Source organism: Neorhizobium sp. USDA 3394, from assembly GCF_056280385.1.
In genome coordinates this window covers 2,903,740-2,927,002 of record NZ_JBWCDU010000001.1, presented here as the reverse complement: position 1 = coordinate 2,927,002, position 23,263 = coordinate 2,903,740, and the positions used below count along the sequence as shown (strand labels likewise).

General features: G+C 63.0%; 20 protein-coding genes and 1 riboswitch. Of the genes, 9 read left to right on the top strand and 11 right to left on the bottom strand.

Going from position 1 to position 23,263, the window contains the following annotated elements; genetic code table 11:
* Positions 1-19: 19 nt before the first annotated feature.
* Both ACZ9EJ_RS14465 and ACZ9EJ_RS14460 read right to left on the bottom strand, forming a co-directional pair.
* Complete coding sequence (locus ACZ9EJ_RS14465; protein ID WP_046641088.1) at positions 20-997, bottom strand: L-threonylcarbamoyladenylate synthase; 978 nt, start codon at positions 995-997, stop codon at positions 20-22.
* A gap of 33 nt (positions 998-1,030) precedes the next feature.
* Positions 1,031-1,645, bottom strand: coding sequence for a DUF6656 family protein (locus ACZ9EJ_RS14460; protein WP_476099310.1), 615 nt, complete (start codon positions 1,643-1,645; stop codon positions 1,031-1,033).
* A 165-nt stretch (positions 1,646-1,810) separates the two neighbouring features.
* Positions 1,811-2,043: riboswitch (cobalamin riboswitch) on the top strand.
* 101 nt (positions 2,044-2,144) lie between these two features.
* Here ACZ9EJ_RS14460 and ACZ9EJ_RS14455 point away from each other — a divergent pair.
* The 3 genes from ACZ9EJ_RS14455 to ACZ9EJ_RS14445 all read left to right on the top strand — a co-directional run bounded on the left by ACZ9EJ_RS14455 (position 2,145) and on the right by ACZ9EJ_RS14445 (position 4,556).
* Positions 2,145-3,389 carry an aromatic ring-hydroxylating oxygenase subunit alpha gene (locus ACZ9EJ_RS14455; RefSeq protein WP_046632793.1) on the top strand — a complete coding sequence of 415 codons (1,245 nt, stop codon included), beginning with the start codon at positions 2,145-2,147 and terminating at the stop codon, positions 3,387-3,389.
* 98 nt (positions 3,390-3,487) lie between these two features.
* Entirely contained in the window at positions 3,488-3,910 is a 423-nt protein-coding gene (locus ACZ9EJ_RS14450; protein WP_046632791.1) for a BA14K family protein, read from the top strand.
* 193 nt (positions 3,911-4,103) lie between these two features.
* Positions 4,104-4,556 (top strand): BA14K family protein, encoded by a 453-nt coding sequence (locus tag ACZ9EJ_RS14445; RefSeq protein WP_046641087.1) that lies wholly within the window; start codon positions 4,104-4,106, stop codon positions 4,554-4,556.
* A gap of 67 nt (positions 4,557-4,623) precedes the next feature.
* On the opposite strand, the gene ACZ9EJ_RS14440 is transcribed toward ACZ9EJ_RS14445, so the two are convergent.
* Positions 4,624-5,619, bottom strand: a complete 996-nt coding sequence (locus tag ACZ9EJ_RS14440; RefSeq protein ID WP_046641129.1) for a transporter — start codon at positions 5,617-5,619, stop codon at positions 4,624-4,626.
* 385 nt (positions 5,620-6,004) lie between these two features.
* Here ACZ9EJ_RS14440 and ACZ9EJ_RS14435 point away from each other — a divergent pair, with 385 nt between their 5' ends.
* From ACZ9EJ_RS14435 to ACZ9EJ_RS14425, 3 genes are all read left to right on the top strand, one after another.
* Positions 6,005-7,798: an acyl-CoA dehydrogenase gene (locus ACZ9EJ_RS14435; protein WP_046641086.1), complete on the top strand. Its 1,794-nt coding sequence runs from the start codon at positions 6,005-6,007 to the stop codon at positions 7,796-7,798.
* Positions 7,799-7,809: 11 nt separating this feature from the next.
* The gene (locus ACZ9EJ_RS14430; RefSeq protein WP_080955775.1) at positions 7,810-8,568 is read left to right on the top strand and encodes a crotonase/enoyl-CoA hydratase family protein; all 759 of its coding nucleotides are present in this window, start codon (positions 7,810-7,812) and stop codon (positions 8,566-8,568) included.
* An 83-nt stretch (positions 8,569-8,651) separates the two neighbouring features.
* Positions 8,652-9,026 carry a hypothetical protein gene (locus tag ACZ9EJ_RS14425; RefSeq protein WP_046641085.1) on the top strand — a complete coding sequence of 125 codons (375 nt, stop codon included), beginning with the start codon at positions 8,652-8,654 and terminating at the stop codon, positions 9,024-9,026.
* A 38-nt stretch (positions 9,027-9,064) separates the two neighbouring features.
* On the opposite strand, the gene ACZ9EJ_RS14420 is transcribed toward ACZ9EJ_RS14425, so the two are convergent.
* The 3 genes from ACZ9EJ_RS14420 to ACZ9EJ_RS14410 form a co-directional block, all read right to left on the bottom strand.
* Positions 9,065-10,639 carry a peroxidase family protein gene (locus ACZ9EJ_RS14420; RefSeq protein WP_046641084.1) on the bottom strand — a complete coding sequence of 525 codons (1,575 nt, stop codon included), beginning with the start codon at positions 10,637-10,639 and terminating at the stop codon, positions 9,065-9,067.
* Between the two features lie 133 nt (positions 10,640-10,772).
* Positions 10,773-12,017: a class I SAM-dependent RNA methyltransferase gene (locus ACZ9EJ_RS14415; protein WP_046641083.1), complete on the bottom strand. Its 1,245-nt coding sequence runs from the start codon at positions 12,015-12,017 to the stop codon at positions 10,773-10,775.
* Positions 12,014-12,778 (bottom strand): TlyA family RNA methyltransferase, encoded by a 765-nt coding sequence (locus ACZ9EJ_RS14410; RefSeq protein ID WP_046632782.1) that lies wholly within the window; start codon positions 12,776-12,778, stop codon positions 12,014-12,016. Before ACZ9EJ_RS14410 ends, ACZ9EJ_RS14415 begins: the two co-directional genes overlap by 4 nt.
* Before the next feature lie 153 nt (positions 12,779-12,931).
* Between ACZ9EJ_RS14410 and ACZ9EJ_RS14405 the strand changes: the two genes are divergently transcribed.
* The 3 genes from ACZ9EJ_RS14405 (at position 12,932) to ACZ9EJ_RS14395 (ending at position 17,290) form a co-directional block, all read left to right on the top strand.
* Positions 12,932-14,872, top strand: a complete 1,941-nt coding sequence (locus tag ACZ9EJ_RS14405; RefSeq protein WP_046641082.1) for a methyl-accepting chemotaxis protein — start codon at positions 12,932-12,934, stop codon at positions 14,870-14,872.
* 122 nt (positions 14,873-14,994) lie between these two features.
* Entirely contained in the window at positions 14,995-15,990 is a 996-nt protein-coding gene (locus tag ACZ9EJ_RS14400) for a DUF4424 domain-containing protein (protein WP_046641081.1), read from the top strand.
* 526 nt (positions 15,991-16,516) lie between these two features.
* On the top strand, positions 16,517-17,290 hold the full coding sequence (locus ACZ9EJ_RS14395; protein WP_251089428.1) for a 2OG-Fe(II) oxygenase: 774 nt from the start codon (positions 16,517-16,519) through the stop codon (positions 17,288-17,290).
* A 24-nt stretch (positions 17,291-17,314) separates the two neighbouring features.
* Here the strand turns inward: ACZ9EJ_RS14395 and dxs are convergent, their stop codons facing one another.
* The 5 genes from dxs to ACZ9EJ_RS14370 form a co-directional block, all read right to left on the bottom strand.
* Positions 17,315-19,234: a 1-deoxy-D-xylulose-5-phosphate synthase gene (gene dxs / locus ACZ9EJ_RS14390; protein WP_046632775.1), complete on the bottom strand. Its 1,920-nt coding sequence runs from the start codon at positions 19,232-19,234 to the stop codon at positions 17,315-17,317.
* A 101-nt stretch (positions 19,235-19,335) separates the two neighbouring features.
* Positions 19,336-20,259, bottom strand: a complete 924-nt coding sequence (locus tag ACZ9EJ_RS14385) for a pirin family protein (protein WP_046641078.1) — start codon at positions 20,257-20,259, stop codon at positions 19,336-19,338.
* Positions 20,260-20,401: 142 nt separating this feature from the next.
* A complete protein-coding gene (locus ACZ9EJ_RS14380) occupies positions 20,402-20,713 on the bottom strand; it encodes a nucleotidyltransferase family protein (protein ID WP_046641127.1) in 312 nt (103 codons plus the stop codon).
* Positions 20,714-20,754: 41 nt separating this feature from the next.
* On the bottom strand, positions 20,755-21,114 hold the full coding sequence (locus tag ACZ9EJ_RS14375; RefSeq protein ID WP_046641077.1) for a DUF1850 domain-containing protein: 360 nt from the start codon (positions 21,112-21,114) through the stop codon (positions 20,755-20,757).
* Positions 21,115-21,124: 10 nt separating this feature from the next.
* Positions 21,125-23,236 (bottom strand): TRAP transporter permease, encoded by a 2,112-nt coding sequence (locus ACZ9EJ_RS14370; protein ID WP_046641076.1) that lies wholly within the window; start codon positions 23,234-23,236, stop codon positions 21,125-21,127.
* Positions 23,237-23,263 lie beyond the last annotated feature (27 nt).

Here is a 23,263-nt window from a genome sequence, read left to right as displayed (position 1 = left end):
CTCGTCTTTTGCCCCCGGCTTATTCCCGCGGGGCGGCCGCCCTCGCCAGCCGGTCGTTGATGGCCTCGCCGAGCCCATGGTCGGGAATGGGCGTGACGGCGATGCTGGCGGCGCCGGTGGCGTCGGCGCGTTTCAGGTAATCGAACAGGTTTGCCGCCGCCTGCGCAAGGTCGCCGGACGGGCTCAGGTCAAAAACCGCTGCGGCGAGCTCCATTCCCTTCACCGGAGCGGAACCGAGCCGGATCAACGCCTCGCCGGTCTCGACATGGTCGGCATTGAGCCTCACCGCGGCACCCGGCGCATAATGAGAGGCAAGCATGCCGGGAGCCTCGATGATCGCCGCCGGTCCCTCCGGTCGGATCACCGCAAGGCCGGTTGCCGTCTCGATCTCTTCGGCGGCTACCCCGCCCGGTCTCAGCAGCCGGATCACGCCGTTCTCGACGCGAACGATGGTCGATTCGACACCGACAGGAGCCGCGCCGCCGTCGATGATCAATGCCAGCTTGTCGCCCAGGTCGTCGGCCACGTGGCGCGCGCTGGTCGGGCTCACCTTGCCGGACGTATTGGCGCTGGGGGCCGCGAGCGGCTTGCCGAAGGCACGGATGAGTTCCGAAGCGAAGCCCTTGGGAAGCCGGATGCCGACCGTATCGAGCCCGGCCGTCGCCAGCGGATGAATGCCGCTTTCGGGCTTCAGGGGAAGGATCAGGGTGAGGGGCCCCGGCCAGAAGGCTCTAGCAAGCTTTCGCGAGATGGGATCGAAGTCGGCATAACGCTCGGCCATGTCGAGATCCGACATGTGGCAGATCAGCGGGTTGAAGCGCGGCCGGCCCTTGGTCTCGTAGATGCGGGTGATGGCGGTGGGATTGGTGGCATCCGCCGCAAGTCCGTAGACCGTCTCGGTCGGGATCGCCACGGGAAGACCGTCCGCAAGGACGGTGCAGGCTTGGGCAAGCGCGCCGTCGTGATCCCGGGTGATGTCGATGATTTGAGCCGTCATATCCGCCCGTCAATAACGCGGACCCGGGCGTCTTCAAAGCTTTTTGATGATCTCGCGGAGCATTTCGTTGGAAGTGCCAAGCATCAGGACGTTCTTGACCGCTTCCATCGGATCGTTGGTCTGGAACAGAAGGCCGTTCTTGCGGATCGTGCGGTTGATCTTCAGCGGCTGATCGGCCTCGCGTTCGACCGCAACGGCAAAGTACATGCGGGAATAGGCCGGGCTGATATGCTCGAAAAACGTTTCCTCCTCGCCGATCTTGGAGAAGAAGTTGGCGATATAGAACGACCAGCTCACGGGGATGCCGCGTGGAAGAAACGTTCTTGCCGCGGTGACATGGCAATAGCCGAGATGCGGCCGCTCATCGAGCGTGTGGTGAAAGATGATCTTTGGAAACTGGATCGAGCGATGGAAGGAGTTGATCCGGTTGTGGCTCGTTTCCCCGGCTGCCTCGAGCCTTTTGCCGGTGCGCTCTGCGACCTCTTCATGGGTGAGATAACGGCGCTCTTCCGGCAGCCAGACCGGATTGTAGCGGGCGATGCGCCCCGTCCGGAGGAATTCGGAATGGGCGGCAGTCTTCATCACCACCGGCGCCGGAGGCGTTGGCGGAGGAGCTTTATAATAACGAATCTTTCCCTTGGCCTGCACGGTGGCATCGCTCCCATTCGAGCCGGGATTTTATGGCTTATCCCTTAATGACTGGTTTCGCTTTCGCGGGGCTGGAGTGTTGCATTCTGGGCCGTTTCGCCGCTGTCGCCAACGCGGTTGCCGATGTCGCAATGTCGCCTATGCGACACGCTCGCTCGATGATTATATCCGCCTCGATCTTGAGGTGTCGCCTGACTAGGGAAGGCGGAGAATTGGGAAGCCGGCAGGGGTCTTTAGAAACCCTAATCCGGCGCTGCCCCCGCAACGGTGGTGGAGCAACAAGGCACGGCATGAGCCACTGGGAAAGAGCCGTAACGGCCGCCCGGGAAGGCGCCGAGCCGGTCCCCCCAAGGGACAAGCTCCTGAGCCCGGAAACCAGCCTCGGGATCAAAAATGACGACCGGACGCGGCGGGCGTTCGGGACAGGGTGTTGGGTAGGCCTTGAGGCCGACCGGCATTTCCATGTCCTTCCGCTGTCCACATTGACAAGGAAGGTAATATGGAAATTCGCAATCAGGCCCTGCGGCAGCTCAAGAACCGCCGCGAAGGCTTCAGCCTCGAACAGCCCTTCTACACCGATCCCGCCTATTACAAGCTCGATCTGGAAATGATCTGGTATCGCGACTGGCTGTTCGTCGGACATGATTGCGAGCTGCCGAAGGCCGGAGCCTATTTCACCCTGCAGATCGGCGATTATCCCATCGTCGTCGTGCGCGGCCGCGACAATCAGATCCGGGCGCTGCACAATACCTGCCGCCACCGCGGCAGCCGCGTCTGCACCAAGGAGCATGGCTCGGCGGTCAGGCTCGTCTGTCCCTACCATCAGTGGACCTACGAGCTGGACGGCTCGCTTCTGGTCGGCCGCCAGATGGGACAGGATTTCGACAAGACCCAGTTCAGCATGAAGAAGGTCCATTGCGAGAGCGTCGCCGGCTATATCTTCATCTGCCTTGCCAACGAAGCACCGGATTTCGCCCCCGTTCGCGCCGCGATCGAACCCTATATGGCCCCGCACCGCCTGTCGGAAGCCAAGGTCGCCCACCAGTCGACGATCATCGAGAAGGGCAACTGGAAGCTCGTCTGGGAAAACAACCGCGAGTGCTACCACTGCGCGGCCAACCACCCGGAACTCTGCCGTACCTATCCGGAATCGCCGACAGCGACCGGCGTCCAGGGCGCCAAGGACGATCCGGTCATCGCCGCCCATTGGCAGCGTTGCGAGGAGGCGGGTTTGCCGAGCGAGTTCCGGATGGACGAGACCGGCCAGTTCCGCGTCGCGCGCATGCCGCTGATCGAGGATGCCGAGAGTTATACGATGAGCGGCCGCAACGCCGTACAGCGCAAACTCTCCGACGACGTGACGATCAACTCGATCGGCACCATGCTGCTCTTCCATTATCCCAGCACCTGGAACCACATTCTCGGCGACCATGCGATCTCGTTCCGCGTCACTCCGCTCGGCCCGGAGGAAACGGCGGTCACCACAAAGTGGCTGGTCCACAAGGATGCGGTCGAGGGCGTCGATTACAATCTCGAAGAACTGACCCATGTCTGGAACATGACCAACGACCAGGACCGCCAGATCGTCGAGGAGAACGCCTTCGGCATTCGCTCGCCCGCCTATGAGCCGGGTCCCTACTCGGCGCTCCACGAGGGCGGCGTCATGCAGTTCGTCGAATGGTATTCGAACTTCATGGTCAACCGGCTGCAGGGCGACCAGGCGCAACTTTCGATCGTCGCCTGATCGCCAAGTCGTGATCCGTGCCGGGCGCTCTGCCAGGAACGGAATCTCACATCCGGCGTTGTTTTCTCATTGAAAATCAGAATGAGGAAACGCCCGGGATGAATGCTCTTCGTTTGCGCTTGACGGCAGCGGCAGTTGCCGTCGCCACCATGTTTGCCGGTGTCGTCCCGGCGCAGGCTGTCCAAATGCCGGCGCCGCCGTCCGGCATTTCGGCCGCCGGCGATATCACCAATGTCCAGTACCGTCGCGACTTCCGGCGTGACCGTTATGGCTGGTATCGTGGCCACCGGGGTTATCGTGACCGCCGGTCGGGCTACCGTTATCACAACGGGTTCTGGTTCCCGCTCGCCGCCTTCGGCGCCGGTGCCATCATCGGTGGTGCCATACAGGCCGACCGCGGCGGTTATTCGAGCCGCCACGTCGCCTGGTGTGAAAGCCGTTATCGCAGCTATCGGGCCTGGGACGATACCTACGCACCACGCGCCGGCGTGAGGGCACGCTGCATCTCGCCCTACAGATAAGCAGGCGTTGGCCATCTCTCCGCCAAGCCCGGTCGCGGCATTTGCCGACGGCCGGTCTTGCTTCGTCGCGGCGCACGTTAATTGCGCGTTCAGGATGAACTTCCTAAGGTCGCGGCAAAATTGAAATCCACTGCATACTGAAACAATTGGCTGTCAAAACTTGAAACATGGACAAGGGATCTGGGGACTTAACATGACTCTTTTGAAGAAGATCGCGGTTGCGGGCATTTCCGCTGCCGTTCTCGCCGGCGCTCTGATGCCGGCTCAGGCTATGCCGCTGCCGTCCGCTCCGGCCGCCGGGATCGAAACCGGCACCAGCACCGACGTGACCCCGGTGCAGTACCGTCGCCATGGCGGCGGCTGGTATGGCGGGCATCGCGGTTATCGCGACTACCGTCCGGGTTACCGCCGCCACAACGGCTACTGGTTCCCACTGGCGGCATTCGGTGCCGGCGCCCTGATCGGCGGCGCCATCGCCGCCCAACCGCGTTATGCCGAGCCCGCTCCGGCCTATGGTGGCGGCGACGATATCAATCCGCGCCACTACGAATGGTGTGCCGATCGCTACCGTTCCTACGACGCCTATTCGAACTCGTTCCAGCCGAACTACGGCCCGCGCCAGACCTGCTATTCGCCCTATTTCTAAGAGCGCCCGGTAGGCACTATCCGACCCGTCCGGTATCGACCCCGGGAGGGTTTCGTTTGTCGGGCGGTCAGAGAATGCCGGTGCGCTTCAACAGCCACCAGGCGGCAAGCACCGAAACGCCGATCAAGCCGAAGGCATAGGCCGTCCCGCCGGAACCTCCCTCGAAGGGCAGCGACGAGGTGTTCATTCCGAAAAAACCGGTCACCAAGGTCGGCGGCAGCAGGAAGGCGGTCATCAGCGACAGGATGTAGAGGTGACGGTTAGTCTCGGAGGAGAGCTTCGAGTCGATTTCCTCATGCAGCAGTCGCGCCCGCTCCTGCAGGGCGTAGACGTCGTGGTCCGCTGCCTCCAGCCGGCCGATCAACCGCGAGGCGGCATCGTCGAAACCGGGGGGCATCTCGTCGTCGTCGGTCGCCGCCGCGCGCCGCAGCAGCGTCAGCACCGTCCTCAGGTGCCGGTGCAACCTGACCACCGTCCGCCTGATCGGCGCGAGGCGGCGACGTTCATCGCGCGGCGTGTTGTCGTAGACGAAGTCCTCGATGATGTTCATTTCTTCGGTGAGCTCCATCACCAGCGTGATCAGCGTGCGCTGGAATTCGGCAACCAGTGTCTCGAAGACGTCGATCGGCTTGTTGTAACGCGAGGCGTTCTTTTCTATCGCCGCCCGCACCCGGTCGATCGAGCGTAGGGGCTGCAGGCGCGTGGTGATGATGATCCTGTCCGAGACGAAGAAATGCAGCCAGCCGATATTGCGTGTCTCGCTGTCGAATTCCCGCTGGAAATCGACAAGCGTGCCGTAGACGAGCTGTTCGTCGAGCGTCACGGCGGCGTGCGTGTCGTGGGTGGTGAGTGCGGCGAGAGCCGGCGGTGTCAGGCCCGGAAAGCTCTCCAGGAAGGCGTTGACGCGGCTGTCGGCGAGGTTGAGATGCAGCCACAGGAAGCCATCGCCGACATCGAGATCGCTGCGCGCCGCATCGAGCGGCAACCGGGTGCAGGGCGCCGATCCCGGATGGAAGCGATAGGCCCAGACGAGGCCTGGGACAGCGGGGTTCATGAGGGACATGGGCGAGGAATCCGGAAGCATAGGCATCACTCCATAGACCCCTTCTGTAACGCTCGTTTCAACAAGATTCTCCAAAGCAGAAAAAGTAGCTTAGGCTTGTCATCTTGCAGCGCCAGATAGCGGCTCAACTCGGCTGGAAACTCATATGCTGCCAGAAGATGAATACCGCAAGCAATCCGAAGCTGTCGCCGCCGCCGGCCGAAACGATCCGGACCCTCTGGCATGGCCGGATGCAGTGCTTGCCGGTTAGCCGAATGCCGGAGGCTACCGACGAACGTTGACAAGTTCGTTTACGTTTACGTAAAAAGCATATGAGGAATGCCGACGGAGCAGAATCGGTTACATTGGGGATGGCGCAGTTGCGCCCACGAGGAGGAGGAGCATCATGTACAAGGCACCGGTCGAGGAGATCGCCTTCACCCTGAACCACGTGGCCGGTCTTGCGGACGCCCTGGAGATCGGCAGGTTCGGCGACTTGAGCGCCGATCTGGTCGAGGCGATCCTGGAAGAAGCGGGACGGTTTGCCGGCAACGAAATGGCGCCGCTCGGCGAGATCGGGGACACGCAAGGTGCCCGCCTGACCGACGGCAAGGTGAAGACGCCGGACGGCTGGCCGGAACTCTATCGTCATTGGCGTGAGGGCGGCTGGAACGGGCTGACCGCGCCGGAAGCCTATGGCGGCCAGAACCTGCCGCATATGCTGAACGTCGCCGCGCTCGAAATGTGGAATTCCGCCTCCATGGCCTTCGCGCTCGCCCCGACGCTGACCATGGGCGCCATCGAGGCGCTGGTCGCCCACGGCAGCGATGCGCTGAAGGAAAAATACCTCGCCAAAATGGTCTCCGGCGAATGGACCGGCACCATGAACCTGACCGAGCCGCATGCCGGCTCCGATCTCGGCGTGTTGAAGGCCCGTGCCGAGCGCAGCGACGATGGCACCTACCGCATTTTCGGCCAGAAGATCTTCATCACCTGGGGCGAACACGACGCCGCCGACAACATCATCCATCTCGTCCTGGCGCGGCTTCCCGATGCGCCTGCCGGCACCCGCGGCATCTCGCTTTTCCTGGTCCCGAAATTCCTGGTGGGCGACGATGGTTCGCTGGAGGCGCGCAACGACGTCTTCTGCCATTCGATCGAACACAAGCTCGGCATCCACGGCTCGCCGACCTGCACGATGATCTATGGCGACGGCAAGTTCTCTCCCGGCAACGAGGAGGACAAGGGCGCGGTCGGCTGGCTGATCGGCGAGGAGAACAAGGGCCTCGCCTGCATGTTCACGATGATGAACAATGCCCGCCTGGCGGTCGGCATGCAGGGCGTGGCGATTGCCGAAGCCGCAACCCAGAAGGCGGTCGCCTTTGCCAGGGAACGCACCCAGGGCAAGGCGCCCGGCTGGTCGGGGACCGGCATGAGCCCGATCATCGACCACCCGGACATCGCCCGCACCCTGATCACCATGAAGGCCTTGACGCAAGGGGCGCGCGCCATCTGCTACGCCTGCGCCCACGCGACCGATATGTCGCATCACACCGAAGGCGACGAGGCCCGCCACTGGACCGAACGGGCGGCGCTTCTGACACCGATCGCCAAATCCTTCGCGACAGACGCCGGTGTCGACGTCGCGTCGCTCGGCATCCAGGTGCATGGCGGCATGGGCTTCATCGAGGAAACGGGCGCTGCCCGTTACCTGCGTGACGCCCGCATCGCGCCGATCTACGAGGGCACCAACGGCATCCAGGCGATCGACCTCGTAACCCGCAAGCTGCCGCTCTCCGCCGGCGACCAGGTGCGCGGCTTCATCGGAGAGCTGAAGGAGATCGCCGACAAGGTCTCGGCCTCCAACGATGCGGCATTCGGCGAGACGGGCGACCGCCTGCGCGCCGCCATCGCCGCGCTCGAAACCGCCACAGGCTGGCTGCTGGAAACGCAAGCCGCCGGCAGGATCGCCGATGCGCTTGCCGGCGCGACGCCCTATCAGCGCCTGTTCGGCCTGGTGCTGACCGGCTGCTACCTAGCCAAGGGCGCGCTTGTCGTCATCGACAATGGCGGCCCGGAAAAGCGGGTCGCGCTCTGCCGCTTCATGGCCGAAAACCTGCTGGCTGAAACATCGGCCCTGAAGGACCGGGTCATCTCGGGCGCCGCGAGCCTTGAAGCTGCCCGCGCCATCCTGGCCTGAAGGAGATATCCGTGAGCGACAACCACATCCTCGTCGAACGTCCGGAAGCCCAGCCGGGCGTCATGGTGATCCGCTTCAACCGGCCGGAAAAGAAGAACGCCTTCACCTCGGCGATGTATAACCGCATGACCGCGGCGCTCGAAGAGGCCAACGGCGACGACGCCGTGCGCGCAGTCGCCTTCCTCGGCACCGAAGGCTGCTTTTCCGCCGGCAACGACATGGGCGATTTCCTCACCTATGCGATGTCCGGGTCCAAGGATGCGCCTGCCGCCGCCGTTTTCATCAAGGCTTTGGCGCTTGCCGAAAAGCCGCTGGTATCCGGTGTCGACGGCCTCGCGATCGGCATCGGCACCACGTTGAACATGCATTGCGACCTGACGGTCGCGTCCGCCCGCAGCGTCTTCAAGACGCCCTTCGTCGATCTGGCGCTGGTGCCGGAAGCCGCTTCCAGCCTGCTGGCGCCGAAAATCATCGGTCACCAGCGCGCCTTTGCCATGCTGGTGGCGGGTGAGGGATTTTCTGCGCAGGCGGCGCTCGATGCCGGACTGATCTGGAGGATCGTGGAGCCGCAGGCGGTCGAAGCCGAGACTCTGGCGCTTGCCGCGAGCCTTGCGTCGAAACCGCCCCAGGCCCTGAGGATCGCCCGCGACCTGGTGCGCGGACCGCGCGACGCGGTGCTTGCCCGCATGGATGAGGAACTGCTGCATTTCTCCGCCCAGCTCAAAAGTGCAGAGGCGCGTGCCGCCTTCGAGGCCTTCATGCGACGTTAACGGTGTCCTGCGGGAAACTCTGCTCCCGTCTTCTTTTGACGCAGCTTCAGCGCTAGATTGCCCCCATAACCTGGGAGGAAAGAATGTCCTATCGTTTCTGGTCGTGCGTACTCGTATCGCTTCTGGCAATAGCGCCGGCGCAGGCCGAGACGCTGGCATTCCCATTGCAGAGCCAGCCGCTGCAACTCGCCCAGAGCCCCTCCGTCACCATCGGCCCGAACGGCGTCATCATCCGCCGCGACGATGATCGTGACCGCTATCGTGACGGGGACCGGGATCGCGACCGTGACCGCGATAGAGATCGCCCCCGCCCGCAGCGTTATGTCTGCGTCGTCTCCCCGCCGCCGAGCATGGATCGCCGTCGTCCCTATGTCTGCAACGCCGAACCGGGCCGCGTCGGCGGCCGTTGCCGCTGCTCCGGCGTCGTCGGCAGCGGCACGCTCGATCTGGATCGCTAAGAGGCCCGGCGGTCACCCGCCAGGCCGTTATCCAACGGTCAGCCGATCGGGTTGATATCCCCCACGAAGCGTATCAGGTCGGCCATGGTGAAGTGGCCGGCCGTGGCGCCCGGCAGTTCCGGCTTCCAGTTGGAGCGCAGCCACAGGAACGATTCGTGGTCCCCGTGCACGAGGCCGAGGAACGTCTCGGCGACGATCGTCGAGGCCATCGGCCCCAGGCGTTCGCCCTGATGGTAGTGCTGCGCCTCCTTGAGCACGTAGTACCAGAGCGGCGTCTTGATATGCAGCCCGTGCCGTTCCGCAACTTTGCCGTCCTGGCCCTTGGCGATCTGCTCCGGCGTCATGGGCGCAAGGCCCATCGCCCGACAGACATCCTGGCCGGACGGCAGGCCGATCTGTACGCCGCGCCGCAGGTTGCGGAAGGCAAGATTGGCTTCGCGCCTTTCTGTCTCGGTCGGATCCTCCCGAAGGCCGGGGAGTTCATGAAGCGAAGGCGTGATGAATGGATCCAGCCGCCGGGAGAAGTTGAAGGAAAAATCGGCACCGTCAGTTCCTTCTATATCGAAGAACCGCCGCCAGTCGATCGCCCAGTTCGACGGAAGAGCGACCTGCGGATTGAGCGGGAAGTCCGAAGGGTCGGGATCCAGTTCACCGACGATCTTGCCCGACTTGCCGGTGAAGAAGAAGAGCAAGGGAAGCGTACCGTTGGCAATTGCGCCGGGGCCGGGATGAAAGACGTGATTGTGACTGTACGTCTCGCGCACCATCGAATGGCCGAGACGATAGGCCGCCGCCGCAAACTCCGCGGGCATATAGGGCGTTTCGACGAACCGGTAGTAACGGCGGCCGGCATCCTTGATCTTGCGGACATGCCCCGGCTCGGTCAGCCTTTCGACGAAGTCGAACAGCACGATCCACTGATAGTGCCAGGTGACGATGCGCCGCGCCTCCTTGAAAAGCGCGGCTCCATCCAAACCGGGTTGCTTCTCCCTGACCCAGTCGACGACGGCATTGTGGAACTTGATCATCAGCAGGTGGGTCTGCGCGACGAGAAGATTTTCGTCGTTTCGCTCGTCGAAGATCAACGCGTGGCCGACCTGGTTGCGCGGCAGGTCGTTCGGCAGGGACGGGATTTTTTTGCCCGGCACGTTGTCGACGGATTCCGCAGCATGCCCGACAAGCAGCTTCGGTGTGATCCTGAAGCTCACCGGATCGCGCTGGTAGAGATAGGGATGGATACCGGGCCCATCTCCGTAGAGTGAATCGAGATCGAGTGCCGGGCTTCTGAAATTCCTGGTCGCCAGGGGATCAGCCTTCTGCTGATCGAGCGGCGTCGTGTCGAGCGTGATGTCGTGATCGACGAATTGGCCGAAATAGGTAAAGCCTGCCGGGATGTTTTTGTTGTCACCCGCGGGATCGGGGTCTTTACCCGGATCCCCCGGCTCCTTCATCGCGCGGGCGAGTTCGATCAGGATATCGTCGTCGACATTGAGCGGATCCAGTTTCGGAAACATCCGTCCGAATTTGCCGGGATCTCCATGCCCGGTCAGAGACTGAAGCGTCTCCCAGTGCATGCCTCGGACGCCGTGTCCATGCATGGCGAATTCTGTCATGATTGCCCTCCTTCGAAGACCATCGCCACTCGTTATCCGCGGCTGATGGTTGCATCGAAAGGATGACATTTTAACTTATTGATGCAAACAAATCGCCTGCAACCAAGAATTGCTTCCCGCGTGCGAAGCGCCGTTACTTCTGCAGCAGCACCACCGCTTCCACATGCGGCGACCACAGGAACTGGTCGATCGGGGTGACGGCCTTGATCTGGTATCCGCCATCGACAAGAATCCGAAGGTCGCGGGCGAGCGTCAGCGGGTTGCAGCTGACCGCCACGACCGTCTTCACGCCAGACCGGACAAGTTCCTTCATCTGGACTTCGGCGCCGGCGCGCGGCGGATCGAACACGACGGCGTCGTAGTTCTTCAGTTCGGACACCATCATCGGCCGGCGGAAGAGGTCGCGCTTCTCCACCGATACCGGCTTCAGCCCTTGCGTGTTGCGGGCGGCGTGATCGAGCGCCTTGACCGACTTCTCGTCGCCTTCCACCGCATGCACCTTGGCGATGCGGGCGAGCCGGAGGGAAAATGTGCCGGAGCCGGCAAACAGGTCGATAATGCGCTTGGCCTTGCCGACATGCGACAGCACCAGTTCGGCCATCGCGTCTTCCGCCGGTTTCGTCGCCTGGGTAAAGGCGCCGGGCGGCGGCGAGACCTTGACGCCGCCGAAATCCACCAGCGGCTTCTGCAGTTCGATGACGATTTCGCCGTTGGCGGAAACCCGCGCAATGCTTTTCAGCGCCAGCACCGTCTCGGTGACCAGGCGCCGCTGCTTGTCGTCGAGCGGCTTCAGCCCTTCCGCGGCAAGGTCGAGGCCTGCAAGCGTTTCGAGAACCGCGATCCGGAACGTTTCCGAGCCGGTCGCCAGTGCCTTGCCCACCGCGCGGATAGCCTCGAGCCGGGCAACGATGCCCGGCGAGGCGATCGGACATTCGACGATCGAGACGATGTGGTTGGTCTCGGCGCGGTTGAAGCCGAGCAGCAATTCCTTCTCGGTCTTGCGGGCGGAAAACACCACCCGACGACGCTCGCCGGGATGGGCGATGACCAGTTCGCCCACTTCAGGCGTCAGGCCCTTGGATTTCAGCGCCTCGACGACGAGGTTGCGCTTGAAGGCGTGGTAGGGTGCATCGGCTAGATGCTGCAGCGAACAGCCGCCGCAGGCGTCGCTGTCGGGCCCGAAGTGGCGGCAGGGCGGCGCAACCCGGTCCGGCGACGGGTTGGAAGTCGACATGACCGTGCCGTGATCGCCGTTGCGGGCAATCGCCAGCGTTTCGCCCGGAAGAGCGTAGGGCACATAGACCGGGCCGTCTTCGCCATTGGCGATGCCGTGGCCCTGCGCCCCGAGCCGGTTGATCGTGACGGTGACTGTGCTCATGACGGTTCCCCGGGCTTCACGCCTGCGAGCAGGTATTCCTGGTTGCCGTCGCCGCCGGCGATCGGGGAGGGGATCAGCCCAAGGCTCGCCCAGCCCATTTCTTCGACGAGCCAGCGCTCAAGTTCGGCCGCGACCTGGGGGGCCGTCTCCGGCTCCTTCAACAGTCCGGCCTTGCTGATCGCATCCCGTCCCGCCTCGAATTGCGGCTTGACCAGCAGCACGCAATGCGCGCCGGGCTCGGCAAGATCGAGGGCCGGCGCCAGCGCCAGCTTCAGGGAAATGAACGAGACGTCGGAAACGATGAAGGTGATCTCACGGTCGTCGTAATCCTCGGCGGTCAGATAGCGGGCGTTGAGGCCTTCGATATTGGTGACGCGCGGCTCGGCGAGCAGCCGCGGATGCATCTGCCCGTGGCCGACGTCGATCGAGGTGACATGCTCTGCGCCGCGCATGATCAGCACCTCGGTAAAGCCGCCGGTCGAGGCGCCGATATCGAGACAGTCATGGCCTGCCGGGTCGAGCTTGAAGTGATCGAGCGCCGCGACGAGCTTCAGCGCCGCGCGCGACACGTAGTCCTGCGCCGGGTCGTCGATGGTGAGCTGCGCGTCGGGCGGGAAGGTGAGGCTCGGTTTGGTGACGACGCGGCCGTTGACGGTGACGGTGCCGCGGGCGATCGCGTCGCGCGCACGGGCTCGGCTCGCGACGAGATTGAGCGAGACGAGAAGCTGGTCGAGGCGTTGGTTTTCGGGATTTGAGGACATGGGTGCAGTCAATGCCTGCCTATCGCCTTGCTTGCAAGGGGCTTGATCCATGAAAACTCATGGCCGCGTTCAATCATATTTTAATCATGTTAGGATTCTCTCCGGGCTGGAGGAGACGTCCAATACTGTTTCAACTGAGAGCGGAAGCCCCTGATGTCGCTTAAAAACCTATCCCTGAACAAGAAGCTGATCATCACCTTTGCGGCGTTGATGTCGGTTTGTCTGCTGGCGTCCGCCGGCGTCTATTGGCAGGCCTTGAAGTCGAGCCGGTCTTCCGCTCAGCAGGTCGTCTCCCAGACCATCCTGATGCATGTGGACGCGGCGCTCGAAGCCATGCTGGAACAAGCCGTCAATCAGCGCGGCTTCCTGCTCTTCAAGAGCGACAGCACCTATGCGGACGTCTTCAACCACCGCGAGAAGATGATTACTGCGATCGACGCCGCCAAGAAGGCCGCCGCCGGCATGCCGGATATGCTGGCTTCGCTCGATGCGATGCGGGCCGCAGCCGATGTCTTCCACACCCAGCTCACCGTTCCGCAGCTCGATGCGCGCAAGAACACCAGCAAGCCGATCGACGAAGTCATCGAGATCGGCCGCAACCAGTCCAAGGGTCAGCTCGACGTCTTCCGCGAGGCTGCCGCCAAGATCAAGAAGCAGGCTTTCGACCTCTCCACCGCCATGGTCAAAGCCCAGACCAGCGCACACACCGACCTGTTGCTGACGCTTCTCTTCGGCGGCGGCATTGCCGGCCTCATCGCGGTCGCCCTCGTGCTTGCCCTGTCGCGCGCCATCGTCAAGCCGATCGTCGGCATGACCGACGCCATGACCAGCCTTGCAGGCGGCAATCATGACGTCCAGGTTCCGGCCCTCGAACGCGGCGACGAAGTCGGTCGTATGGCCAAGGCCGTTACGGTCTTCAAGGATGCCGCCATCGAAAAGCAGCGTCTGGCCCGCGATGCCGACATGCTGCGCGACACCAGCGAGCGCGAACGCCTCGACAACGACGCCCAGAAGGCACGGGAAGCCGCCAATCTCGAATTCGCGATCGACGCGCTTGCCACGGGGCTTGCGAGCCTTGCCGATGGCGATGTCGCCTACCGCATCGAAAAACCCTTCTCCGGCAATCTCGACCGGCTGCGCACCGACTTCAACCAGGCACTCGGCCGGCTGCAGGCAGCCCTCCAGGCGGTCGGCGAGAACGCGTCGGCTATCAGCTCCGGCGCGGGCGAAATCCGCTCCGCTGCCGACGATCTCGGCCGTCGCACCGAACAGCAGGCCGCAGCCGTCGAAGAGACGGCCGCCGCACTCGAACAGGTGACGACGACGGTGAAGGAATCGGCCCGTCGTGCGGAAGACGTCGGCCAGCGCGTCGAGCGTACCCGCATCGGTGCCGAGAAATCGGGTGAAGTGGTCCGCCGGGCGGTCTCCGCCATGGAACAGATCTCGAAGTCGTCCGGTGAGATCAGCAATATCATCTCGGTCATCGACGACATCGCCTTCCAGACCAACCTGCTCGCGCTCAATGCGGGCGTCGAGGCGGCCCGTGCCGGCGAAGCGGGCAAGGGTTTCGCGGTCGTCGCACAGGAAGTCCGCGAGCTCGCTCAGCGTTCCGCCAATGCGGCAAAGGAGATCAAGGCGTTGATCACCACTTCCAGCCAGCAGGTGGATGCGGGCGTCGCGCTGGTCGGCGAGACCGGCCAGGCGCTGGAGGCGATCGTCGGTGAAGTGCAGCAGATCAACCAGCACCTCTCCGCCATCGTCATCTCCACCCGCGAGCAGTCGACCGGCCTCCAGGAGATCAACACCTCGGTCAACGCAATGGACCAGGGCACGCAGCAGAACGCCGCCATGGTCGAAGAGCAGAATGCGGCAAGCCACAAGCTTGCCCAGGAAGCCCAGGCGCTGGATGCCCTGCTGAGGCAGTTCAACTTCGGCGGTACGCCGGCGGCTCGGGTCTCTCGTCCGGTCGCGGCCCCGTCCGCAGCCCGTCCGGTGGCATCGCCGGCAAACGCCCTGCGTTCCACCGTCGCCCGCGCCTTTTCCGGCAAGGCGGCGAGCGCTGCGGCCGTGAAGGAAGAGTGGTCGGAATTCTGATCCTTCCATATGGCTCGATCTGAAAGGCAGGCCGGAAGACCATCCGGCCTGCCTTCTCTGTTTCAGCATTTGCGTCTATCTTCCGGCGGCCGGAAAGCCGGCAGCGAACCGGAGGGACGGAAATGCGGTGGACCTTGCTGATCGGCGGGCTTTTGCTTGTCTCGAACCCGGCATTCGCCAACGATTCCATGGCGGAGCTGAAGACGGGCGGGCTGATCTACGTCCAGACCTCCGATGTCACCATGGCCGAGGAGCAACTCTACATTTCCCGCGAGGAAGTGCTGGTCGACTACGTCTTCAAGAACACCAGCGACAAGGACGTCGAAAGCGTCATCGCCTTCCCGATGCCGGATATCACCGGCAGCATGGACAGCAATATCGCGCTAGACGATACCGACGCCGATAATTTCCTCGGCTTCTCGGTCGTGCAGGACAGCCGGCAGATCAAGCCGGAACTGCAGCAGCGGGTGCTGGCGGCCGGCATCGACCGCACCGACGAACTCGTTGCGCGCAACATTCCGCTCCTGCCCTACAGCGACAGGACGCTCGCCGCGCTCAAGGCCCTGCCCGAGGACGTGAAGACGGCCTGGATCGCCGAGGGGCTGGTGTTCGTCAACCGTTACGACGCCGGCAAAGGCTGGCAGGAGGATCTGACGCCTGCCTGGACGCTGCGATCGGTCTATTGGTGGAAGACCAAATTCCCGGCAGGCAAGCCCGTCCGCGTCAGCCACCGCTACAAGCCGAGCGTCGGCGGCACCGTCGCCATGACCTTCATCGACCAGGGCAAGGCGGCGACGAACTACAAGGATTATGCCGAGCGCTACTGCATCGACGCAGCCTTCATGAAGACGGCCGCAAAGCTCGAAGCCGCGGCTGGGAAAAGCGGCCCGAACTATACGGAGCAATGGGTGTCGTACGTCCTCACCACGGGCGCCAACTGGGGCGGCTCGATCGGCAAGTTCAAGCTGACGATCGACAAGGGCAGGGCACAGGACTACGTCAGCTTCTGCGGCAACGGCGTGAAGAAGGTCGGCCCGACGACCTTCGAGATGACGGCTGACGATTTCTACCCGGAAAAGGATCTGAATATCTTGTTCCTGACGGCCGCCGATCAGTAACGGCGGCACAAATCCCTATTCAATGATATTGGATGATCGTGATCGCGGCGGCGCTTGCCGGTCGTGTTGGAAAGCACGAGGTTTCCGCTGGTGAATAGGCCTGAGAATTCCGGAAACATGCGATGCCACGTCGCTCCGCGGATGGCTATGATCTTGTCGCGATCGCTCTGCACTGGCTGATCCTCGGCTTTGTCATGACCCGCCAATCGGCGCCATCGATCGGGTTCATTACTTCATTCGACGTAGGAAGATACTGCTTCGGGGCCTTGACGTGGAAACGGGTTGCCGGGGTGCGAGGCGCATGCAAGTGAAGCTGTTGATTCCAAGGGGGATTTTAAGAAAAGCGGTTCGATTTGGAATCCCTCTAACAACTAACGCTTTTGAAGTATGGGCTTTTGTCATGCTTGCGCCATCCAAAAAATATGACACTCTGGCCAAAGTATAGTTTGGGGGGAGTGTAATGGTGCAGTTAGTATATCCCATTGATCCGGATACTCTTCTGGCAGATGTTGACGCTGCTCGCTCTATGGCCAGGAATTATGCTGAAGCTTATCAGTCGGCCTCGCCCTATCCGCACATCTGCATCGACAATTTTCTGCCCGAGCAGGTTCTCGAAAACGTTCTGACCGACCTCAGGAACCGTCCCGAAAAGGAGACGGCTTTCGGGAGGGCGCAGGAGAACAAGAAGGTCTCCTATGTTCCGGAGCGGCTTCCGACCTACACCAAGAACCTGTTCTACGCGCTGAATTCGCGCCCCTTTATCCTGTTCCTGGAGGAAATGACCGGTATCGAGGGATTGATCCCCGACCCGTTCTTTTTCGGCGCCGGCGTCCATGAGACGGCCAATGGCGGGCACCTCGATATCCACGCGGATTTCAACCTTCATTCCAAGATGAGGGTCGAGCGCCGTCTCAACACGCTGATCTATCTCAACAAGGGCTGGCAGGAGGAGTGGGGCGGCTCGTTCGAAATCTGGGACAAGGAGATGAAGGGCAAGGTGCACAGCTTTACGCCGCTGTTCAACCGCATGGTCACCTTCTCGACCACGTCGGACTCATTCCACGGCAACCCCAGCGTCGTGAACCATCCGGACGGCAAGTCGAGGGATTCGATCGCTCTCTACTATTACACGGCGACCTGGGACGAATCCCGCAAGTCGCATTCGACGCTCTTCAAGCCGCGTCCGAACTCGACGGATAAGAAGGACTATGCCGAAATCCGCCGCGACATGCTGCGGGAGTTCACGCCGCCGATGCTCTATCGCAAGATCATCGGCCCCCTGAGCCGCCTCGGCTTCTAGCTTGGGAGAGCCCGGCGGTCGGGCTCAGCCGGCAAAACCGACCCCGATCCGCGGCTGGCCGAGCGTCCGGAAGACGGTCGAAACGATGCCGGCGCGGTCGAGACCGGCCTTGGCATACATCGCGTCCGGGCTTGCCTGCTGCATCCAGATGTCCGGCAGCACCAGCGAGCGGATCTTCAGCCCGTTGTCGAGCAGGCCCTCGGTCGAGAGGAACTGCAGCACATGGCTGCCGAAGCCGCCGACAGCGCCTTCCTCGATGGTGATCAGCACTTCGTGATGGCGGGCAAGCTGGCGGATCAGATCCTCGTCCAGCGGCTTGGCGAAACGCGCATCCGCAACTGTCGTGGAAAGCCCCGCGGCATCGAGATCCTCGGCTGCAAGCACACATTCCTTCAGGCGTGTGCCGAAGGAGAGCAAGGCCACCTTTGCGCCCTGCTTGACCACCCGTCCCTTGCCGATCTGGAGGATCTGGCCGCGTTCCGGCAGCTCGACGCCAACGCCTTCGCCGCGCGGATAACGGAAGGAGATCGGACCGTCGTCATAGGCAGCAGCCGTGCGCACCATGTGCTTCAACTCCGCCTCGTCGGCGGCGGCCATCACCACCATGCCCGGCAGGGTGGCGAGGAAGGTCGTATCGAACGATCCCGCATGGGTCGGCCCGTCGGCGCCGACGAGGCCAGCGCGGTCGATCGGGAAACGCACCGGCAATCCCTGGATCGCCACGTCGTGGACGACCTGGTCGTAACCGCGCTGCAGGAAGGTCGAGTAGAGAGCGCAGAACGGTTTGTAGCCCTCCGCCGCAAGGCCCGCCGCAAAGGTCACCGCATGCTGTTCGGCAATGCCGACATCGAAGGTACGCGTCGGGAAGACATCAGCCAGCTTGTCGATGCCCGTGCCGTTCGGCATCGCGGCGGTGACGCCGACAATCTTCTGGTCGAATGTGGCTTCCTGAACCAGCGCCTCGCCGAAGACGCTCGTATAGCTCGGTGCGTTCGGTTTCGATTTCGCCTGCGCGCCGGTGATGACGTCGAACTTGTTCACGCCGTGATATTTGTCGGCGGCAGCTTCGGCAGGCGCGTAGCCCTTGCCCTTCTGCGTCACCACATGGATCAGCACCGGGCCGCGGGCATTGTCGCGCACATTGCGCAGCACCGGCAGGAGATGGTCGAAGGAATGACCGTCGATCGGGCCGATATGGTAGAAACCCATCTCCTCGAACATCGTGCCGCCGGTGACGTAACCGCGCGCATGCTCGACGGCGCGGGTAATCGCCCGGTCGACATTCTTGCCGAGATAGGCCGTCAGCTTCTTGCCGAGATCGCGGAAGCCCATATAGGTGCGGCCGGAGGCGAGCCGCGCCAGGTAGGCGCTCATCGCGCCGGTCGGCGGGGCGATCGACATGTCGTTGTCGTTGAGGATGACGATCAGCCGGGCATCGAGCGCGCCGGCATTGTTCAGCGCCTCATAGGCCATACCGGCCGACATCGCGCCGTCGCCGATGACGGCGATCACATTGCGCTTCGAGCCGGAAAGGTCGGCGGCAACCGCCATGCCGAGGCCGGCGGAAATCGACGTGGAGGAATGTGCGGCGCCGAACGGATCGTATTCGCTCTCGGCCCGGCGTGTGAAGCCGGAAAGCCCGTCTTCCTGGCGCAGCGTGCGGATGCGGTCGCGCCGGCCGGTCAGGATCTTGTGCGGATAACACTGGTGGCCGACATCGAAGATCAGCCGGTCGTCCGGCGTGTTGAAGACCTTGTGGATGGCGATCGTCAGTTCCACGACGCCGAGGCCGGCACCCAGATGGCCGCCGGTCCGCGACACCGCATCGATCATCTCGTCGCGCAATTCGCGGGCAAGCTGCGTCAGGTCGCGATCTTCGATCTCGCGAAGATCGGCAGGAAGCTTGACCTTGTCGAGCAGGGGCGTGGCGGGGATTGATGTCACGGATGGTGGCCTTTTCTGCTCATTTCCGGAAGCGTATTCCTCCCCAAGATGAGAAGAAAACAGGCTTTTTCAAGTTGCATGACCTCGGGTTCTACCCGATTTCAGGCGGTGGGCAAGGGGACAAACTCCTCCTCGTCCCCAGGCACGATGTCGAAACGGCCTGTGCGCCACTCCTCTTTCGCCTTTTCGATACGCTCCTTGGAAGAGGAAACGAAGTTCCACCAGATGAAACGCTTGGAGTTCAGCGCCGCTCCGCCGAACAGCATCACGTGGCAGCCCGCCGCACCGGCTTCGAGCGTGATATCGTCGCCCGGTCGAAAGACGAGAAGCTGGTCGGCCGCGAACCGGTCGCCGGAAACGACCAGTTCGCCGGAGAGAATGTAGATCGCCCGTTCCTCATGCGCCGCGGCAAACGGGAAGCGCTTGCCCGCCGCGAGGCGGAGATCGACATAGAGCGTGTCGGTAAAGGTCGAGACCGGCGAGCCGAGGCCCTCGAAAGCGCCGATCACCACCCGGCCGTTCGCGCCGTCCGCGTCGATGACCGGCATGTTTTCCTTGCCCGTATGGGAGAAGGCCGGATTGATCTCCTCCTTGTCGTCCGGCAGGGCCAGCCACGTTTGCAGCCCGGAGACCGACATCGGATGGCCACGCAGGTTTTCAGGCGTGCGCTCCGAATGCACGATGCCCCGGCCGGCGGTCATCAGGTTGATGTCTCCCGGCCGGATGACCAGTTCGGTGCCGAGACTGTCGCGATGCTTGATCTCGCCGTCGAACAGGTAGGTGACGGTGGAAAGCCCGATATGCGGATGCGGCTTGACGTCCAGCGCCTCGTCGGCGCGCAGCAGCGCCGGGCCCATCCGGTCGAAAAAGATGAACGGCCCCACCAGCCGCCGCTGCCGTGTCGGCAAAGCCCGCCGCACGGAAAACCCGCCGATATCGCTGGTGCGCGGAATGATCAGGTTCTCGATCGCATCGCAGGCGAAGGCATCGCCCGCGACCGGGTCTATTCCGGGAAAGAAGGACATGGGTACTCGCTACAGTGTTTCCTGTTCGTCCGGATACTGCGCCAGGAATGTTTCGAGTTCAATGAGGAGGGGTGGGAGGTGGCGGGTAATGATCGCCCATGTGGCCTCGTCGAGGATATCACGCATTCGGGTGAGCGACCTTTTAGTAGGCAAAAGCGCGATCCCGTTCTACTTCTCGCGACAACCGCTCTTTGCGTATCGGCTGAGCCACGATGTCGACCTGAGGGGCCCCCGTAATATGTGCGATTAAGGTCCTTAGGTCCTCGACCGCGCTGAAATAGCCGAAGCCCGACTGGACCACCGGTTCTGCAAACTCGACGAGAACGTCGAGGTCTGAACCTTCCTGGTTATCGCCCCTGGCCACAGAGCCAAAAATCGACACATGCTCCGCGCCCGCGGCGCGCAGCTCGTTCTCATGCTCTCTCAGCTTGGCGATGACGAGGTCCTTGTCCATGTGGGACAATATAGTGGAGTGCTCGGATTTGGTCGAGAGCCTCAGGGACACCGGCTCAGGCTCACCTCATCCCCCGCCGCTGCTCCAAGCTCCATGCAGCCACCCGCATGACACAGTTTCCACCCGGTCGGCGTCATGCCTGAAGCTGCAAGCGAGACCCGTTCCTGCGGCGGCAGTTTCGGCGTCCACACCCACCAGCCGTCCTTCAGCACAGCATCCGCCCCCGGCTCCATGCCCGCGCCGGAACCTTTCAACTCCGCTTGCCGAAGCTCCAGGCCGGTGGGCGTCACGGCCCAGGTCTCGCGCCATTCCGTCTTCTGCACGGAATGGGTCCAGGAGAGCGTGAACACAGAGACGGCGAGTGCCGTCACCTTGCCGCCCGCCAGGATGCAGAGGCTCATCGCTCGGGCCTCAAGGCGACGCGACCGCCGGCGGTGAGACTTTGCGCGTCGTCCACCAGTGCCAGCCGATCCAGAGAACGGTGATCACCCAGCCGATCTCGTCGGTCCAGGGGAGCGCCAGCACCAGCAGCACGCCGGCGGTGAAGGCGAGCACCCGCTCCCAGATGGCAAGCCGCGCAAACAGGAAGCCGACGACCGCCGCGCCCCAGAGCACGATGCCGAAGCAGGCCTTGACGAAGACGTAAGTGACCTCGCCCCAATAACCGACATAGGCCGAGAGCGGGCCGGGGTCTTGCAGCATCAGCGCCGGCGTATAGACGGCCATGAACGGCACGACGTAACCGGCGATCGCAAGCTTGGTCGCCTCCCAGCCGATCTTCTGCCCCGAGACTTTCGCCATCGGTGCGGCGGCGAAGGCGGCGAGCGCCACCGGCGGCGTGAGGTCGGCCATGATGCCGAAATAGAAGACGAACATGTGGCTGACGATCAGCGGCACGCCGAGTTCGAGCAGGGCAGGGCCGGCAAGCGAGGAGGTGATGATGTAGTTGGGGATGGTCGGAATGCCCATGCCGAGCACGAGGCAGGTGATCATCGTCAGGATAAGCGAGATGAACAGGTTGTCCCGGCCGATATCGATGATCGTGCCGATCAGCGTCGAGGCGATGCCCGTCAAGGTCAGCGTGCCGATGACGATGCCGACGATGGCGCAGGCAATGCCGACCGGCAGCGCGTTCTTGGCGCCTTCCGCAAGCGAATCGACGCAGATCAGCAGCGTCTCGCGGCCACCCTTGAAGAACAGGCAGGCGATGATCAGCAGGCACAGCAGCAGAGCGAGGAAGGTGACGCCGAATTCGAAGAAGCTCGCCGATGCGAGCCCGACCGCGATCCAGAACACGACGCGGAAGGCCATCGGCCCGATCGCCGCGGCGATCGGCGTCGACAGGATCAGCACCACGGTCAGCGCCAGGCCCATCGTGCCGGCAAAGATCGGCGTGTAACCGGCAAACAGCAGGTAGACGAGGGCGGCCAGCGGCAGGATCAGCGGCCAATGCTGCTTGATGGCCCCCAAGGCACTCGGCAACTCGCTTGCGTTCATGCCGCGCAGGCCCGCCTTGCCGGCTTCCAGATGCACCTGCCAGAAGCAGGCGCCGAAATAGAGCACGGCCGGAATGAGCGCGGCCTTCACCACTTCCGCGTAAGGAATGTTGAGCGTCTCGGCCATGATGAAGGCGACGGCCCCCATGACCGGCGGCATGATCTGCCCGCCCATCGATGAGGTTGCCTCGACGCCGCCGGCAAAGGCCGGCTTGAAGCCGAAGCGTTTCATCAGCGGAATGGTGAACTGGCCGGATGCGACGACGTTTGCAACCCCCGAGCCGGAAATTGTTCCCATCAGCGCCGAGGAGAGCACGCAGACCTGCGCCGGCCCGCCGCGCCAGTGGCCGACAAGCCCGAGCGCCACGTCGTTGAAGAGCGCAATCATGCCCGCCCGTTCGAGGAAGGCGGCGAAGACCACGAAGATGAAGATATAGGCCGCCGAGACATAGACCGGCGTTCCGTAGATGCCTTCCGTCCCATATGCGAAATAGTCGATGATCTGGTCGAAGAAATAGCCGCGCGTCTGCAAGGCGCCCGGCGCGTACTGTCCGAAGAAGCAATAGGCGAGGAAGACCCCGCACATGATCGTCAGCGGCAGGCCCATCAGCTGGCGGGCGCCTTCGAAGACGACGACGATCAGCACCACGCCGCAGATGATGTCGGGCGTTGTCAGAAAACCGCTGCGCAGCAGAAGCGGCGCATATTCGATCCAGTTATAGAGCCCGGTCGCGAAACCCGCGAGGCCAAGCAGCCAGAACCAGGCCTTGCCCGCCGGCGTCTTGGCGCGTAGCTGCGCGAGCAGGCCAAAACCGAGCAGCAGCAGGAAAGCCACGTGCATGGCCCGGATCACCTGGCTCGGCAGGATCGCATAGGCCGCGGTGATCAGCTGGAAGGCCGAAAAGGCGATTGCAATGGCAAAGGTGATCTTCGCACCGACGCCTTCACCCCAGCCGGGCGGCAGCCCCTCGATCGGCTCTTCGGCTGTCTGCGGGGCCATCGGATGATGCATTGCGGTTTCGGACATGGATTTCTTTCGGGATTCAATTGCCGA

What these genes read in the sequence shown, in the direction of transcription:
- ACZ9EJ_RS14420 (WP_046641084.1), bottom strand. Translation starts at nt 10,639, where the DNA reads ATGACAGAATTCGCCATGCATGGACACGGCGTCCGAGGCATGCACTGG.
- ACZ9EJ_RS14465 (WP_046641088.1), bottom strand. Translation starts at nt 997, where the DNA reads ATGACGGCTCAAATCATCGACATCACCCGGGATCACGACGGCGCGCTT.
- ACZ9EJ_RS14425 (WP_046641085.1), top strand. Translation starts at nt 8,652, where the DNA reads ATGTCCTATCGTTTCTGGTCGTGCGTACTCGTATCGCTTCTGGCAATA.
- ACZ9EJ_RS14455 (WP_046632793.1), top strand. Translation starts at nt 2,145, where the DNA reads ATGGAAATTCGCAATCAGGCCCTGCGGCAGCTCAAGAACCGCCGCGAA.
- ACZ9EJ_RS14410 (WP_046632782.1), bottom strand. Translation starts at nt 12,778, where the DNA reads ATGTCCTCAAATCCCGAAAACCAACGCCTCGACCAGCTTCTCGTCTCG.
- ACZ9EJ_RS14370 (WP_046641076.1), bottom strand. Translation starts at nt 23,236, where the DNA reads ATGTCCGAAACCGCAATGCATCATCCGATGGCCCCGCAGACAGCCGAA.
- ACZ9EJ_RS14400 (WP_046641081.1), top strand. Translation starts at nt 14,995, where the DNA reads ATGCGGTGGACCTTGCTGATCGGCGGGCTTTTGCTTGTCTCGAACCCG.
- ACZ9EJ_RS14375 (WP_046641077.1), bottom strand. Translation starts at nt 21,114, where the DNA reads ATGAGCCTCTGCATCCTGGCGGGCGGCAAGGTGACGGCACTCGCCGTC.
- ACZ9EJ_RS14380 (WP_046641127.1), bottom strand. Translation starts at nt 20,713, where the DNA reads ATGGACAAGGACCTCGTCATCGCCAAGCTGAGAGAGCATGAGAACGAG.
- ACZ9EJ_RS14440 (WP_046641129.1), bottom strand. Translation starts at nt 5,619, where the DNA reads ATGTCCCTCATGAACCCCGCTGTCCCAGGCCTCGTCTGGGCCTATCGC.
- ACZ9EJ_RS14405 (WP_046641082.1), top strand. Translation starts at nt 12,932, where the DNA reads ATGTCGCTTAAAAACCTATCCCTGAACAAGAAGCTGATCATCACCTTT.
- ACZ9EJ_RS14395 (WP_251089428.1), top strand. Translation starts at nt 16,517, where the DNA reads ATGGCCAGGAATTATGCTGAAGCTTATCAGTCGGCCTCGCCCTATCCG.
- ACZ9EJ_RS14435 (WP_046641086.1), top strand. Translation starts at nt 6,005, where the DNA reads ATGTACAAGGCACCGGTCGAGGAGATCGCCTTCACCCTGAACCACGTG.
- ACZ9EJ_RS14415 (WP_046641083.1), bottom strand. Translation starts at nt 12,017, where the DNA reads ATGAGCACAGTCACCGTCACGATCAACCGGCTCGGGGCGCAGGGCCAC.
- ACZ9EJ_RS14450 (WP_046632791.1), top strand. Translation starts at nt 3,488, where the DNA reads ATGAATGCTCTTCGTTTGCGCTTGACGGCAGCGGCAGTTGCCGTCGCC.
- ACZ9EJ_RS14385 (WP_046641078.1), bottom strand. Translation starts at nt 20,259, where the DNA reads ATGTCCTTCTTTCCCGGAATAGACCCGGTCGCGGGCGATGCCTTCGCC.
- ACZ9EJ_RS14445 (WP_046641087.1), top strand. Translation starts at nt 4,104, where the DNA reads ATGACTCTTTTGAAGAAGATCGCGGTTGCGGGCATTTCCGCTGCCGTT.